Source organism: Anatilimnocola aggregata (assembly GCF_007747655.1).
Lineage (GTDB): Bacteria > Planctomycetota > Planctomycetia > Pirellulales > Pirellulaceae > Anatilimnocola > Anatilimnocola aggregata.
This window is the reverse complement of record NZ_CP036274.1, coordinates 1,182,134-1,196,920: the sequence shown is the minus strand read 5'-3', so window position 1 is coordinate 1,196,920 and position 14,787 is coordinate 1,182,134. Positions and strand designations below refer to the sequence as shown.

The window sequence follows — 14,787 nt, the reverse complement described above, 5'->3', positions numbered from 1 at the left end:
GCACGGGCAAAGCACGCATCATGGCCAAGAAGGCAAAAAGCAAATCCGTGGCGGCAGCAGCCGATTCCGCGGTGGAAGTCATCAAGCACAAGCAAGACCGGCGGAAGAACATTCCGACGGAAGAACTGCGAGATTTCTACCAGGACGAACCGCGGGCCATGCTCTATCCACGCGATCCGTCGCTGGACCCGCAATTGGTTTGGAAGGGGAAGGACGAGCAGGACCGCGGCGCGCTCGAAGTGCCGGTAGTACCGATTTACATCCAGGAAAAAATTCATCCGCAGGTAATCGTCGACGATTTAAAAAACCGGTTTGCGGTCAAGCCGGCGCAGCAGCAGCTCGATCTGTTCGCCGATTTCAATGGCATTGATACGTTCGAAAAGAAGGTCGAGTTCTATCAGCACGACGCCCACTGGACCAACCGGATGATACTGGGGAACTCGCTCCACGTGATGACGAGCCTCGCGGAGAAAGAAGGGCTCAAAGGTCAGGTGCAATGCATTTACATGGACCCGCCCTACGGCATCAAGTTTGGCAGTAACTGGCAGGTGAGCACCCGCAAGCGGGATGTGAAAGACGGCAAGGCCGAAGACGCCAGCCGCCAGCCGGAACAGGTGCAGGCGTTTCGAGATACTTGGCAGTTAGGCATTCATTCGTATTTGCCTTACCTGCGCGATCGGCTCATCGTTGCCCGTGACCTGCTAACGGAGTCAGGCAGCGTGTTTGTGCAGATTGGGGATGAGAATGTGCATTTGGTGCGAGCGGTGATGGATGAAGTCTTTGGAACTGAGAACCAGTGCGCGCAACTTGCGTTCAAGAAAACAAGTGTTTCGACGAGCGGCGTTATACCTGGCGTCGTCGACTACATACTTTGGTTTGCAAAAGACAAGTCAAACGTCAAAGTTCGGCAGGTTTGGATTTCCAAAGAATTGGGAGGCGAAGGAGCAGCACAATACTCATCCATCGAACTTCCAGATGGTCAACGCCGTCGAATGACATCTTCTGAAGTTAAGGGCGATGGACAGTTGCCTGTCATGTCACGTCCATTCCGCGGCGACAACTTGACGTCCAGTCACGAGTACAGCCTGGGCAAAGGAGATTACGTATTTGAGGGTAGGTCGTTTTCGCCGAACGCAAGGTATTGGTCGACAAGCCCGGATGGCCTAAAGCGATTGGCATCTGCTAACCGCTTAATTGCTATTGGAAACACGCTTTCCTATGTTCGCTTTCTTGACGATTTCCCAGTTTTCCCACTTACCAATACGTGGACCGACACCGCTGTTTCTGGATTCGCCGAGGCGAGAGCTTACGTCGTACAGACGAGTCCACTCGTAATTGCGCGCTGTCTCCTCATGACCACCGATCCCGGCGATCTCGTCCTCGATCCGACCTGCGGCAGTGGGACGACCGCTTATGTCGCCGAGCAATGGGGCCGCCGGTGGATCACGTGCGATACGAGTCGCGTGGCAATTGCCTTGGCGCGGACGCGGCTGATGGCGGGGCGGTTTCCGTATTATCTCCTTTCCGATTCGCCGGAGGGGCTGAAGAAGGAAGCGGAGGTCACCGGCCGGTTCCCGCCGCCGTATCAAACCGAAGCGGACGTGAAGAAGGGTTTTGTCTACAAGCGGGTCCCTCACGTCACGCTCAAGTCGATTGCCAACAATGAAGCGATCGACGTGATTCACGCCCGCTGGCAGGAGGAACTCGAAACGCTGCGGGCCGAGTTAAACAAGATCCTCAAAACGAAATGGGAAGAATGGGAAATCCCCCGCGAGCCGGAAGAGAAATGGCCCGCGACTGCTAAAAAGAAATTGGCCGACTGGTGGACCAATCTCCGTAGTCGTCAGCAGGACATCGACGCCGCCATTGCCAAGCGGGCCGACCACGAGTTGCTGTTCGATCAGCCTTATGAAGACAACAGCCGGGTGCGCGTGACCGGCCCTTTCACTGTTGAAAGCCTCTCGCCGCATCGCCGGCTGACCGTGCAAGAGAAGATCGAAGGGACCAAGTTCGTCCCCGGCTTCAAGACGCAGATCATCGGCCCCGACCGCTTTGGGACCATGATCATCGAGAATCTGAAGAAGGCCGGCATTCAAGCTCGCGAGAAACGCGAACGCCTGAAGTTCGACCACCTGGAACCCTATGCTGGCGAGTGGATCCACGCCGCGGGTGACTTCACCGATGCCGACGGCAAGCAGAAACGCGTCGCCGTTTGCATCGGCCCCGAGCACGGCACCGTCGGCCCAGAGCTCATCAAAGAAGCTGCCAAGGAAGCTGTCCGCGGCGTGGGCTTCGACTTGCTCTATGTCTGCGGCTTCTCATTCGATCCGCACGTCAACGAAGAGGCCAAGCGATACGGCAAGCTGAACGTGCAGATCTGCCGGATGAACCCCGACCTGTCCATGGGCGATGAGTTGCTCAAGAAAACCGGGGCTGGCAACCTGTTCATGGTTTTCGGCGAGCCGGACATTGCAATCAAACGGACGAAAGACAAAAAGTCTGGCGACGAGAGGGTGGTTGTCGAGATTCACGGCGTAGACGTCTACGACCCGACGACCGGCGTGATTCGCAACAGTTCGACCGACGACATCGCCTGCTGGTTCATCGATACCGACTACGATGACGAAGCGTTCTTCGTCCGCCACGCCTACTTCACTGGCGCCGGCGAGCCCTACGAAAAGCTGAAGCGCGCCCTCCGCGCCGAAATCGACGAATCCGCCTGGGCCTCGCTCTACTCCACCCGCAGCCAACCTTTCCCCGTGCCGGCGAAGAAGGGGAAAATCGCCGTGAAGGTAATCAACCACTACGGCGATGAAGTGCTGAAGGTTTACTCCGTGAAATGAAACGCAAAAGCGCGAAACAAGACGTCAGCGCCGTAATTTCGATGCTCGATTCACGCGCCGGCCTGCGAACTCTCCTGCGGGAAACACAAAACCTGATCGCGTTCTACGCCGGCTGTATCGATGTCGACGATGCAGTGAGGCTCGAATCCCTATCTCTCGCAAAAATCTCCGTTGTCCGCCACAAGATCGGAAAGTACGCGACCTGGCTTGCCAAGAATGTCGCTGCTTTCCGTCCGCTGCAAGAGTTACCCGCTGCGCGATGGCAGCGCGTCAACGAGCATCTTCCGGACGCCTTGCGCCACGACATGGAGTCGCATCGCGACATTGTGCGCGAGTGTAGAAATGCGATCGAAAAGGACTCTTGTGCCCCGCTGTCAACCGACGACTTTGCTCACCGATACGGCAACCACGTCCGCGAGGCACAAGAAGCGATCCGCGGGCTGACTGGCGTCTATGAGGACTTTGAAGGCGTGCTTTGTCACCGTTTGGATACGCTTGGTTCCACCCAGCCAGCTGCGAAAGCAAATGGCCGCGGACGAAAGTCAAAACCCCATCCCCTTTTGCCCAGCGAATTGCAATTACTCAGGCACTACGAGGCCGCACGTCGGCAAGGGACGTCACGAAAAGAGTTTTGCGATGCCCACGGAATTAAGGTTCGGGAATTGACGCGGCTACAAGGGAAAGTGCGGGCGATGCGCGGGCGACAGCGAAAGAAAAACGCCGACTAAAATAACGGTTCGCTGTTTTGCATTCGGTCAAGTGAGGTTTTGTAATGACCCTGCCAAAATCTGGTCATGTGGTGATGAGGCAGACTACTTAGTTGCAAATCACGCCAAACGTGAGCTGATTGCGAACTTCTCGCAAGTTTGCGGACTCACCAGAGAGTTGCCGAAGCGCATGCGCGCTTCGAGGTTTCAATCAGTATGGCCGCGGATTGTCAGACGCCCCTGGGGCGTCGTCGTTGGGATTGTCTTCGCGGTTCTCGTATTTGGGACCGGTGTAGCGCGGCCGATCGAGCAGGCGCCAGGCCCAAAGGCCGCTGCCGATCACGACGGTCCAGGTGAGCTACGTGAGGCAGCCGGTTTTGCGAGGTTTGTCAGTGCTGGCCATCGGAGAAGTTCTGCAGCAAGACTAGGCAAGAAGCGACGCCCGACCCTGAAAATATGGTGGGCAAAAAGCAAGCAGAAAGAAGCCCGCCGCAAGTGGATTTCCGGGGATGGCGGGGCAAAAAATGGACGGAACAACCGGTCCATGTCCACCTGTTTATTAGAGGGTTTGTCTTCGCGAGAAAACGAAAACGGCCCGGCAAGGTTGCAGCCTCGCCGAGCCTGTTGTTCCACCGCCACCCCTTACCAAGAAAGGAGGAGACAATGGACCCATTCCATGCGGGAATCGCCGGGCTATACCTAGCGCTGGCCGTTGTTCACCTGGTCATGGCCGCAAGCCACTAAGTTCCGCTCAGCGACGTTGATCAGGGACAACTGTCAGAATCGTGCCGCCTCTGTGGGAATCATATCGGTTCCCGCAGCCAGAGGCCAATAGGCAGAGTACGCAAAGTTGATTTCGTTTGCAACTTTCCGGCAAACAAATCGATAATGCGGACTCTGCTTTCGCTGTTTGCTCCGCGCGCACCCGCATCCGCCCGTCCTTCTTTGGTCTGGAGTGACGAAAAGGGCGCGTCGAGCGCGACCCCCGCGCACCTTTAATCGGGGCGAAGGGCTGCTGCATGGCCGGTTATTAAGTCGACCCACTCACGCTTCCCTCGCTGGGCGCAGGCTCCTGCGCTGCCCCCGCAAGCGATCCTGTCGCCAAAATGCGGTATGCTCCGTCGGCCGGGAGATCTCCGATCGGAACCAACCGATGGGCAGCGATCTCGCGCGCAAGCATGGCGTCGCCGGGCGAAAAGACACTTGGGGAAACTGGGCCGGCGCCCAGGCGACCGAAGTGCAGACCGATCGTTTGACCTACCGTCGCCCGCCTCTTCGACGCGCGGCTGAAGGGGGACGGAAGCACTGGGAGCTGCAAACGGCTCGCGCGCGAACAAGAAGCGAACGTTGTGAATGTGTGTTTGAATGCCGCGCGGAATGTCCGCGAGTTCGACGACTTGGGCTTGGGAAAAGAGGAAGGACTCGCGGCACTTGCGGAGTTGGGCGGAGAACCCGGCGCTCGCTCCGGTACTGTCGGCCGAGGCACAAATGCTGCGCATGCAACAGCAAGCAGGTCCGCGCCGCGTAGGGGCATTAAGCGGTTTCGCGTGACTGCGGAACCGATCATTGCTGAAATGGAAAACCTGCAGACGATCACCCCCACCGAAGCGACCTCGCTGCCCCGTTGTTACAGGCGCCACGCCGGTCGTTCCCGAGCGGGCGGTTCAGAACTTTATCTTCAACAAAATTGCTCCGGCCGGCGATCTCGCGCCGAAGGCTCCGACCGTTTATGGACTGGCGCGAGCACTCGAGTACTACGCGCCTAACTCGGCGTTGTATCTCGACAACGCGCGGCGGGCGTTGGAAGTTTCCAGCGAGTTCACATCCTCCGCCCACGGTCTCGATGGCGAGATGCTGCAGGCGGCAACCATCGACGCCCAAGGTCGGGCTGTGGAAGCCGCCTGCCGGGCGGTAAGGCCGGACGCCTGTGGGGCGCAGACGCGATCACTCAAAGTCACCGTGCGCGAGGACGGAACAACGATGTCACGCATCTGGATGAACCGCAGGGCGTGCCCCGCGCTTGTAAAGGTGCATTCCAGCTCGGCGCTCTGACGTGCTTGAATTGCCACAACCGGCCGGCGGACAAAGTGCCGCGGGGTGTCGTGGTCGATGGCGGCCCCCTCGATCTCGACGAGTTCGACAGCTTCAAAGCGGCGATCGACAACGGTTCGATGCCACTCAAAGCCAATCTCAGCGCCCCGCCCGGTCGCTCGAAGTCCTGAAGCTGTTGCGGTTGGTCCCGGCAACGCGAGTCTGCCGTCAACCGTGACCTTCTTCGTGTCGATTGCCACCACGATTCGCGTTACTGCGGTGGGTTACTAAATGCCGGGGTCCGTCGCCGTCGCGCATATCGCTCCTGGTGTCGCAGCGGCGGTTGGTTTGATCACTGGTGCTCGAGCCGTCGAAGGAGAAATCCGTGAAGGTTATTCAGCTTCCGGCTGTCTTCGAAGTGGCAGAGTCAAATTGATGGCTAGGTTGGAAGATTGCGATGCGGTAGCGCTTCAGCAGGCGGACATCAGCGCCATCAAGCACCATGTCTACGATCTGACGGATCCGGTGAATGTCGTCAGTAGCATCACGCTCGACAAGACGGAGGTGATCTTCGACACCTTACAATACGGTCGCGGCTGGACGATTGACTCCGCTGCAAAGCCGGAACCGTCTCGGTGGGTTCTTCGCATTCAACTTCGAATATACGACACCATCGGGCGATGGGTCGCTGCTATCGCAGGGGAAACGAACGCACGTGTTGAAACTGGATATCGTCGGCCAGGGCGCAGATCCGCCGACCGATTATCAACGCTGGGAAGTGCCGACGATCAATCTGCTGCGGCGATGAGTCAGCGGGAGCGGACGGCACATGAAAAAAGCGACGCAGCGTTAGCAGCGTCGCTCGATGATGTTGGGTCTCGGTATTGGTACCGAGCGTCTACTGGTTCCCTATCGAGCGACGACAAGTTCCGCCCCCCGCCGCATCATTGCGGGCGGAGGCGAACCTGTTGACTACTCACGAGGGCTGGCCGGTTCCGAGCGAAGCACGGAACCTAGTTTCCACCCCGTTTCGAGAGCGTTAAGCATCGCTCCCAATTCGGGGTCTGAGACAGTGCGGAGCTTTGTCTCAGCAATTTGTCGGGGTGTTAGTAGGCCTAAGAAGGAACGAATGGCAAGCAGTTGCTTGGCATCGTCCTTCCCCCCATGGCCACTAACGATCTTTTTGGTTTTCATGCTGCTCTCATGGTTTAATGATGCTTAGCAACTTTTGTTCGAGCGAATCGATGAGCACTACCAGCTCCTCTCTCGTAACTTGAAGTCGCTTTCGGATCGCTGTTCTGGAAATGCGTTTCCGCAGCAAGTCGATCAAGCGACGCTCAATCGATGACATGTGAAAAAAAGCATCTCGAAGGTCGGCGACAACTTCGACGTTTAATTCCGGTCGAGCGGGTTGCTCTTCCGCTAGGCTCAAGCGATCGAATTCGGCAAGCTTACCCAGACGAACCTGAAGTTCAGCCGCGGAAGCTTCCGGAAACCACTGCTTGAGTTCTGCCAACTTGCGCTGCTTGCTCCGCTGGTTACGCTTCTGGGTGGCCCACATAGCGTTACCTGCCGCTCGCTTTGCGGCCAAAGTCATCATCCGGATGTCTTCGGCTGCAAGGCTCTCTTGATCAATGAGTTGTTCACATTTTTCCACCCCCAAGAGGAGCACAAGCAGCAAACATGCTTGTTGCGAAATCTCATCTTCGGTTGCACCTTGCGGGAGGAACCGTCCTCCAATTGCGTTTCTCACAAGGCGTTTCAGCGTCCGCTGAAACTTATTAGCTTGCAAATCCTTCATTCTGCTTCTTCGTCTCTTCGAGACGGAGAAGTCGCAGTGGATAGCTTAGACTCGGGCCACAATGACTGAATGTTCAGCACTACCACTGCGTCTTCCCGTCTGGAAAAAAGCGTGGCCGCGAGGGATCTTCTGGGTTTGGTGTGTGACTAGGCCGCGATTGCCTCCGCTGGAGGTAAGCACGTAACCCAATCGTTTGGCGCGAGAGGGAGAATGAAACCAGACGAGCTGGTTCCCTGACGCGATGCTCGGCATTCGCTGCGGGCCACCTGATTTCCTGACGTGTCGATTGCAAGAAACCAAGGTTCCCCCACAACCCACGCCTGGAGGCACTCGCTTGCGATGCAGTCGAATGCCAACACGACTTTGAATGCCATTCCGAAGGTGTCGGATGACGATTCGGTCTGGGCAACTGAATTACACGAGGCGACAATCCACGCCCCCCCGTAATCAGGTACTGCCAGCTCGGCGGCGACCTCGTGGTAATCGCGAGGGGATACCTCAACAACAACCTTGTACATAGAAAGACTCCTGTTTGGTTTTGCCACTGCTACCCAACTGCGACATGCAGTTCGCGTAGTCGTGTGGCTTCAATCCATAAGTGGACTTCGCGGGGCTCTCTGGCGACAAAAATCTCCGTCTGCGCACGAAATCTCTTGAGCCAGCGCGCAAATGCTTCCGTAGCAACCGCTTAGGCTGCTAGTTTTTTTGCCACCGCAGCAGACATTGTGTCTAGCCATGAAACGGAAGCCCCAGGATGGAGATTCCCGAGGTGATTTTGCAGCGATTTATACCGGGGCGTGATGTTTGCCGTTGGCGAAGGTGCGGGACGTCAGAGCGACTCCGCGTGGCCGCAGAAGTAAGTGAAGCCGACCAGCCAGACCCTCACGCGCATCGCACTTCCCCTGCGAATCAAGGGACCGCTTTTTCTTAACAGCCTTGGAGAGAAATGGACCAGGGATTCCATCCGCTGTCGCATGCCAGCGAGTCAAGGGAAACGGCTTCAGATCGCGAACGACGGAGTGGCGATGCATTTTGCAGAAGGACACAATGAAGTCCTGGCAATCGCGGTAAGTCTTGGGCGTGACATTAGAGACGGCCCCAGCGGAGCAACGCCTCGGCAAAGGCAAACATCTGGGCAGTCGGCGCCTCGGGTCGATCGACCGCCGCCAACTCAGCCCACTTCTTGGGCGCCGTTTGCTCGTCCTGGCGGTGCAGTACATTTCGGCGTGAACCGACCTGGTTGCTTGACTTTGATAAACCTGCTTTTGCGAGATTTCCAGTAGAAGGGACGGCGCAAGGTGCTTCATGCCGGCCTTCAAACGTTGAGCTTCCCAAGCAAATAGTCGGAAAGTGCTAAGTTCGGCGCGAGTGCAATTTGTGCGCTTCCGCACTGCATCGGAATTGTGTCAAGCGGCATTTAATTTCGTACGCCGTTTTCTTGCAACCCAATTCCGATCGGCACGTTGCCGTTCAATTCCTTGCAGAAGCGCGCACGAAAATCAGCGAAATCCGTGCGCGTGCGCGCCAAACGAAATACTGCGACCGAGCATCTGGCATGTTTTGGAACATAAAATCGCAGTGAGGTTAGAAAATGTCTACTTCTCAGTCGGTCCCGATCACCTTTAACGACCGGCTCCTACTCGACGCTCGTGCAACTGCCAGACGGCTGAGCATTTCTTCCCGCACACTCTGGACGTTGACCAACTCGGGCCAGATTCCGTTCGTGCGAGTTGGGCGACGGGTACTGTACTCCCCAACGGCACTTCAAGCCTGGATTGCCCAGCGTGAAGAGGTGGCGAAGTGAACCGACACCTGCTTCCACCGCGGCAGCAACTGCCCGAGCCGACGAAGCCAGAGCCATTGTTGATCGACGGCCTGGACGCCGGCGATTTGCTTGGCATCTCGATCCGAACCATCAATCGATTGGTTGCCGAGGGGGCAATCCCGTGCCGGCGCATCGGCCGTTTGACCCGCTACTGCCCGAACGAACTACGCGCTTGGATTGCCGCCGGCTGCCCGCGGCCTGGTCAACGCGTTACGACAGCGCAAGGCGGTGCCAAATGACCGCCCCGCGCTCTCCTGCCACCGCCAGCACTCAAGTAGCTGATGGCAAGGGACTGATGCCGCACCATGAGCGGGAACTCATGGAAGGAAGTGGCCTGTCTGCCGAAACTATAAAAGCAGCTGGCATCTATTCCGAGTGGACGCCGGCGAAGCTCGGCCGAATTTTGAAACTTGACGAACGGTGGGTGAAGAAGCTGGTACCGGCCATCGTTTTCCCCTTCGCTCGTGCCGACGGCAGTAATGGCTACTCCCGCGTGAAGCCGGACAATCCGCGCGTCGATCGGAACGAAAAAAAGATTAAGTACGAATCACCTCGCGGCGAGCCGAACCAAGTTTATCTTCCCCCCGGCGTTGCAGATTATCTGCAGGACGTTCGCCAGGAATTGCTGTTCACCGAAGGCGAAAAGAAATCTGCCAAGGCAACCCAAGAAGGCTTTCCTTGTCTAGGCCTAGTGGGAGTCTATGGTTGGAAACATGCGAAACAAGAATGTTTGCTGCCGGAATTGGCCGAGATCGCTTGGCATGGCCGAAAGGTCTTCATCGCGTTTGACAGCGACCTCGAAGAAAAAGAGGGAGTGCAGAATGCTGAGTCTCGATTAGCCGCAGCACTTGCCGCTCAAGGGGCTATCGTTCGTTGCCTACGCATTCCTCACGGTATTGAAGGCGCTAAGCAAGGACTGGACGACCTACTGGTTGCAGCCGGCGACGATGGCAAACGGCGACTCCGGCAGTTGATCGACGATGCGATTGAACCATTGCCGGTTGCGCCGGATAGCGAAAAGTTAACTGCGAGCAAGTTGGACCCCGCAATAGTAGCAAAACAATTCCTGGAAACCGGCGAACAGGATGGAGTCTATCGAGTTCGCTTCCATCGGGGTGGGTTTGTCCTTTGGACTGCTGGCCGCTATGTGGAGATCCCGCCGTGTGAGGTACGGGCGCGCTTGGTGAACCAAATCAATCAGGACTTTAACCATCTGTCGACTGGAATCACCAACAATGTGCTTGACCAAGTAAAAGCGCAAGCAATCTTACCGGTCAGCTATAGTCCCCCTTGCTGGCTGGAACAACCGAACGGCTGCGAGGCGTGGGAACCGCGTGACCTGCTGGCGACAAAAAACGCAATTGTGCATTTGCCATCGTTCGCAACAGTGTTGAACAATCCCAATGAGCCGATTCTTTACTCAATACCGGCAACACCGTTGTTCTTCAGCCCGGCTGCGATTGACTTTGAATTCGATCCGAACGCGCCCAGTCCGGAGCACTGGTTGCAATTCATGGCTCAACTTTGGGAAGACGACCAAGAGAGCGTCGACATGCTGCAGGAATGGTTCGGTCTTTGCCTTACCCCAGATACATCGTTCCAGAAAATTCTACTCATTCTCGGCCCGAAGCGTAGCGGCAAAGGTACGCTCGCGCGGGTACTGCGATCCGTCGTCGGTGAGTACAACTGTTGCGGCCCGACGATGAGCGGGCTAGGAACCAATTTCGGTTTGCAGTCCTTACTTCACAAAACTGTTGCCATCATCAGCGACGCGCGATTGAGCGGCAGGACGGATTCGGCCGTGGTAACCGAACGGTTGTTGTCGATCAGCGGCGAAGATGGGATCGACGTTGATCGCAAGCATTTGCCCCCGGTCAACTCAACTAAGCTATTGACACGGTTGATGATATTGACAAACGAACTCCCGCGGCTCGGCGATTCGTCGGGTGCTTTAGCAGGTCGATTGATCATCCTGCGGATGACCAAGTCGTTCTACGGAGCCGAGGATCGAAAGCTTACCGAAAAGCTTTTGGAAGAGCGCGCGGGAATTATGCTGTGGGCAATCCGAGGCTGGCGGCGGCTCAGGGAGCGCGGGTATCTCCTGCAGCCCGCGGCTGGTGACCAAATGCGAGAACAGATGGAAGACCTCACTTCGCCCGTTGGACATTTTGTGCGGGAACGGTGCGAACTATCGCCCCTTGTGGAAGAGCCGACGAAGAGCCTCTACGCCGCTTACGTCGCCTGGATGCTGGCGAACAACAGCAAGGCAGTGAACGATGCCACGTTCGCTCGCGACCTTTATGCCGCTTGCCCAGCGGTCCGTCCCGTTCGCCGCAGAGAAGGCGACAAACGGTGGCACACCTATGTCGGGGTGCGATTGCTTTCACTAGAGGGCTTCTAGTCCTGGGTGGTCAGGGGTGGTCAGGGTGACCTGAAACTGCATGCGTAAAAAAGGTGTTTAACTCGCCAATTCATGCTGCCATTCAACCCGCAATGGTGGGTCAGGGTGACCACCCCGGACCGGCCTTCCTCCCTTAATTCCAAACCGATGGCTTCAATGGGCACAGGGGAATCGCAAAAACGAAATGCGAAGTCTTGCTAGCCCTTGCATCGCCCCGTATGATTCCGACCGACGAACTCAGTTTTTTGAAAGGTATACGAATGGCATCTCTCGCTACCGACAAGAATGGCAACAAGACGATTCAGTTCAAAGCAGCCAATCGGCGTCGCAAGACGATCCGCCTGGGCCCGGTGCCATTAGCCATGGCTAAGTCGGTGAAGTTCCGAGTAGAGATTCTCGCCGCCGCGGCAATCACGGGCCATGCAATCGACGATGGTACTGCCCGTTGGCTGAATGAAATCGATGGGATCTTGCGCGACAAACTAGTTGCCGTCGGACTAGTTGCCGAGCGCGAGGCGGTTACCGTGGGCGAGTTGCTGGACCTGTACGACAAGGCCCGGCCGGATGTTAAACGCGCGACGAAAATTGTCTACGGCCACACAATGCGCTGCTTGCGAGAGTTTTTGGGCAATAGCAAGCCACTGCGCGATGTAACGCCAGCCGATGCCGAAGCGTGGCGAATCTGGCTCGAGCAAAACCAGAAGCTATCGCTCAGCACAGCCCGCCGTCGTGCCGGCATCGCAAAGCAATTTTTTCGATGGGCTGTAAGGAAGCGACTGGTCGAGGAAAGCCCGTTTGCAGATCTAAAATCTGGCGATCAAGTGAATGACTCGAAAGACTACTTCATCACCCGCGCCGATGCTCAGAAGGTGCTGGATGCCTGCAACAGCGATGAATGGCAAATGATCTTTGCTCTCAGTCGATTCGGCGGCCTGCGCTGCCCGAGCGAACACCTAGGCCTGCGGTGGGGTGACATTGACTGGGCGCGCAACCGCATCACCGTTCACTCGCCTAAAACCGAACATCACGCTGGCGGCGCAAGCCGTGTCATTCCGTTGTTCCCGGAGCTTCGGGTGCTTCTGGAACGCATGTTTGATCAAGCGGCACCGGGCACGGAATTCGTTATCACCAAATCACGCGAGCCGGGGGTGAACTGGCGAACGACGCTTCTCAAGATCATCGCCCGCGCGGGCCTCAAACCGTGGCCGAAACTGTTCGCAAATCTTCGCGCAACCCGAGCAACAGAGTTAGCCGGTCAGTTTCCGGGGCATGTCGCCGCCGAGTGGCTGGGGCACAGCACACTGATTGCTCAAAAGCATTACTGGCAGACAACGGACACCGACTTTGAGAAGGCAGCAGCAACGCCACTTGATAGCGCGCTGCAAAATCCGGTGCAACCAGGATGCGACAACCCCGGACTGAGCACGCCAGCCAGGGCATCCCGGTCGGCAGAAGCATCGAAAAACAAGGAAGATTTCGCACCAAGTCGCACTCTGGCTCACTTAGGCAAAACCCCTCTAATGGGCGGTGGGGGACTCGAACCCACGACATCCACTGTGTAAGAGTGATTGTCTCTTTAAAATATGCGTAGTTCGCTTGTTTAGCGATATGCCTTTGGGTAAATTTCCGTTTAGCCTTCCCGATTTACCCAAATTTTTACCCAAAGCGGGATGCTAAAAGATGCCCCGAAAGAAGACCCCCGGAACGTTTGAAGGTGCGCCCGCCTATCGCTGGACTCGCATGGTTCGTGGTGTTCGTTGGCGGTTGCTTTGCCGTCCGAAAATGCTGGGCGAAGATAAGCCGAATACCGGTTGGCTCGGCTTGCCTGAAGCGCAGTGGACAAAAGAAGACTCTTGGGCGGCTGCCAATGCATGGTGGGAAACAAACGCCATCCGAGCGGTTGAACTTCCTGTTGGCGCTTTTGAACTGATGGCCAAGGCCGAGCAATTCAAAAACGTTGCCGCTACTCTCGGGGTGTCGCTCGAAGCCCCCGAGGCCAAAAATCTCTGGGAAGTCCTGCCAGCGATTCCCAAAGTTGCCAGCAACAAGGGGATCGCCCATTGGCAAAAAGAGTTTCTCGATTTGAAGAAGAGCGACGGCCAGCGACGGTCAGGCCGATACGACAACTTGAAGCGTTCAGTTGATCGTTTCTGCGCAAGCCTCGGCGATGGTGCGCCAGTGGCAGCGGTGACCGAGGAAAACTACCGTAAGTTCTATTCTTCGATAATGAAGGCAGGGCATTCCGATTACTTCACTCGGGACACGGTGCGGGACGTGAAAACGTTCGTCAACTTCCTTTGGCAGAATCGAGCGATCAAAGAGGAACTTCGCAACTTGGATAGCCTGAAAGTACGGGTGGTCGACCGTGAGCAAAAACACTTCTCCGCAAACGAACTTCGGGCGCTGTTAACCAAGGCTGACGGTCATTTGAAGTTGTTTGTTTTCCTTTTTGCAAATTGCGGCATGCGGCAAAAAGATGTCAGTTCAATCACTCACGCCATGTACAAGGACGGCTACATCACCCGCAAACGTGGGAAGACGATCAACACGACGCCCAACGCTCCGAAGGTCTCCCACAAACTTTGGCCCGAAACTATTGAACTCATCGAGCAATTCCGAACGAAGGGCAAGGGCGATGATTTGTTGTTCGTACAAGAGAACGGCAAGCCGTGGGTCTTGGACGACGAACTAAACGAGAACGACCGCCGAAAACGAGATGACAATTTCACTGGGCTTTGGCGGGATTTTATCGCCACCAATCCGCAGCCGCACGCCGCCAAGTTTATTCGGGGTTCGGCTGCGAACCTGCTCAACCCCTCCGGCGCAATCCAAACGAACCAACTCAGTCTGCAAGTAAAGTTTTTGGCCGATGTCCCCTCGGGCGTAGTTTTGAAGCACTACATTGACCCGACGCAACCCGAACTAGATACGGCGGTGAACGCCTTACGGGTGTTAATTCTCGGAAAGAAGAAAAAGGCGTCCTAGCGTGGCTTGTGAGGTACTTGGACGGCCATTTGTTCGGCTTTGTATTCTTCACAAAGCCGCTTGAACCAATCGAGTTCATCTCTCGTTGCTTCGCCCGCCTGAATCCGAACCCAGATTGAATCAAGGTTCATCTTGCCTTTGATGGCAAGGGATTGACGGACTTTCTCGGCAACGCACATTCACTCGACTTTAAC

The 14,787-nt window shown here is 56.5% G+C and carries 10 protein-coding genes; 9 read left to right on the top strand and 1 reads right to left on the bottom strand.

Going from position 1 to position 14,787, the window contains the following annotated elements; translation table 11 throughout:
• Positions 1-20: 20 nt before the first annotated feature.
• The 4 genes from ETAA8_RS04635 (at position 21) to ETAA8_RS34355 (ending at position 5,772) form a co-directional block, all read left to right on the top strand.
• Entirely contained in the window at positions 21-2,843 is a 2,823-nt protein-coding gene (locus ETAA8_RS04635; RefSeq protein ID WP_145085567.1) for a site-specific DNA-methyltransferase, read from the top strand.
• A complete protein-coding gene (locus ETAA8_RS04630; protein ID WP_145085564.1) occupies positions 2,840-3,571 on the top strand; it encodes a hypothetical protein in 732 nt (243 codons plus the stop codon). The genes ETAA8_RS04635 and ETAA8_RS04630 overlap by 4 nt, the downstream gene beginning before the upstream one ends.
• A 1,545-nt stretch (positions 3,572-5,116) precedes the next feature.
• Entirely contained in the window at positions 5,117-5,602 is a 486-nt protein-coding gene (locus tag ETAA8_RS04625) for a hypothetical protein (RefSeq protein WP_145085561.1), read from the top strand.
• 5 nt (positions 5,603-5,607) lie between these two features.
• A complete protein-coding gene (locus ETAA8_RS34355; protein ID WP_202921559.1) occupies positions 5,608-5,772 on the top strand; it encodes a hypothetical protein in 165 nt (54 codons plus the stop codon).
• Between the two features lie 1,010 nt (positions 5,773-6,782).
• Here ETAA8_RS34355 and ETAA8_RS04620 read toward each other — a convergent pair.
• Positions 6,783-7,382: a hypothetical protein gene (locus ETAA8_RS04620; RefSeq protein WP_145085560.1), complete on the bottom strand. Its 600-nt coding sequence runs from the start codon at positions 7,380-7,382 to the stop codon at positions 6,783-6,785.
• Between the two features lie 1,591 nt (positions 7,383-8,973).
• Between ETAA8_RS04620 and ETAA8_RS04615 the strand changes: the two genes are divergently transcribed.
• From ETAA8_RS04615 to ETAA8_RS04595, 5 genes are all read left to right on the top strand, one after another.
• Positions 8,974-9,186 carry a helix-turn-helix domain-containing protein gene (locus tag ETAA8_RS04615; RefSeq protein ID WP_145085557.1) on the top strand — a complete coding sequence of 71 codons (213 nt, stop codon included), beginning with the start codon at positions 8,974-8,976 and terminating at the stop codon, positions 9,184-9,186.
• Positions 9,183-9,446 (top strand): helix-turn-helix domain-containing protein, encoded by a 264-nt coding sequence (locus tag ETAA8_RS04610; protein ID WP_145085555.1) that lies wholly within the window; start codon positions 9,183-9,185, stop codon positions 9,444-9,446. Before ETAA8_RS04615 ends, ETAA8_RS04610 begins: the two co-directional genes overlap by 4 nt.
• A complete protein-coding gene (locus ETAA8_RS04605) occupies positions 9,443-11,608 on the top strand; it encodes a phage/plasmid primase, P4 family (RefSeq protein WP_145085553.1) in 2,166 nt (721 codons plus the stop codon). Before ETAA8_RS04610 ends, ETAA8_RS04605 begins: the two co-directional genes overlap by 4 nt.
• Before the next feature lie 260 nt (positions 11,609-11,868).
• Positions 11,869-13,170 carry a tyrosine-type recombinase/integrase gene (locus ETAA8_RS04600; RefSeq protein ID WP_202921558.1) on the top strand — a complete coding sequence of 434 codons (1,302 nt, stop codon included), beginning with the start codon at positions 11,869-11,871 and terminating at the stop codon, positions 13,168-13,170.
• A gap of 118 nt (positions 13,171-13,288) precedes the next feature.
• Positions 13,289-14,593 carry a hypothetical protein gene (locus tag ETAA8_RS04595; RefSeq protein WP_145085548.1) on the top strand — a complete coding sequence of 435 codons (1,305 nt, stop codon included), beginning with the start codon at positions 13,289-13,291 and terminating at the stop codon, positions 14,591-14,593.
• Positions 14,594-14,787 lie beyond the last annotated feature (194 nt).

Excerpts from the sequence above, each read along its gene's own strand:
- ETAA8_RS04600 (WP_202921558.1), top strand. The coding sequence starts at position 11,869 with ATGGCATCTCTCGCTACCGACAAGAATGGCAACAAGACGATTCAGTTC.
- ETAA8_RS04620 (WP_145085560.1), bottom strand. The coding sequence starts at position 7,382 with ATGAAGGATTTGCAAGCTAATAAGTTTCAGCGGACGCTGAAACGCCTT.
- ETAA8_RS04595 (WP_145085548.1), top strand. The coding sequence starts at position 13,289 with ATGCCCCGAAAGAAGACCCCCGGAACGTTTGAAGGTGCGCCCGCCTAT.
- ETAA8_RS04635 (WP_145085567.1), top strand. The coding sequence starts at position 21 with ATGGCCAAGAAGGCAAAAAGCAAATCCGTGGCGGCAGCAGCCGATTCC.
- ETAA8_RS04605 (WP_145085553.1), top strand. The coding sequence starts at position 9,443 with ATGACCGCCCCGCGCTCTCCTGCCACCGCCAGCACTCAAGTAGCTGAT.
- ETAA8_RS04615 (WP_145085557.1), top strand. The coding sequence starts at position 8,974 with ATGTCTACTTCTCAGTCGGTCCCGATCACCTTTAACGACCGGCTCCTA.
- ETAA8_RS04630 (WP_145085564.1), top strand. The coding sequence starts at position 2,840 with ATGAAACGCAAAAGCGCGAAACAAGACGTCAGCGCCGTAATTTCGATG.